Source organism: Planococcus circulans (assembly GCF_020023385.1).
Classification (GTDB): domain Bacteria; phylum Bacillota; class Bacilli; order Bacillales_A; family Planococcaceae; genus Planococcus.
Window position 1 is genome coordinate 1 of record NZ_JAIQCL010000033.1, and the last position, 584, is coordinate 584.

At 57.7% G+C, this 584-nt stretch carries 1 rRNA gene; it reads right to left on the reverse strand.

The annotated features are described in order from the left end of the window. Nucleotides 1–584 (reverse strand): 16S ribosomal RNA (locus tag K8U60_RS18945); the annotation flags it as partial.

A 584-nucleotide genomic window follows, 5' to 3' on the forward strand; every position in this document is an offset into this window, starting at 1 on the left:
TCCTCTTCTGCACTCAAGTCCTCCAGTTTCCAATGACCCTCCACGGTTGAGCCGTGGGCTTTCACATCAGACTTAAAGGACCGCCTGCGCGCGCTTTACGCCCAATAATTCCGGACAACGCTTGCCACCTACGTATTACCGCGGCTGCTGGCACGTAGTTAGCCGTGGCTTTCTGGTGAGGTACCGTCAAAGTGCCAGTAGTTAAGTGGCACGTGTTCTTCCCTCACAACAGAGTTTTACGATCCGAAAACCTTCGTCACTCACGCGGCGTTGCTCCGTCAGACTTTCGTCCATTGCGGAAGATTCCCTACTGCTGCCTCCCGTAGGAGTCTGGGCCGTGTCTCAGTCCCAGTGTGGCCGATCACCCTCTCAGGTCGGCTACGCATCGTCGCCTTGGTGGGCCATTACCCCACCAACTAGCTAATGCGCCGCGGGCCCATCCTGCAGTGACAGCCGAAACCGTCTTTCCGTGCAGCCTCAGGAGAGGCCGCAAACTATTCGGTATTAGCACCGGTTTCCCGGAGTTATCCCGATCTGCAGGGCAGGTTGCCCACGTGTTACTCACCCGTCCGCCGCTGAACCGA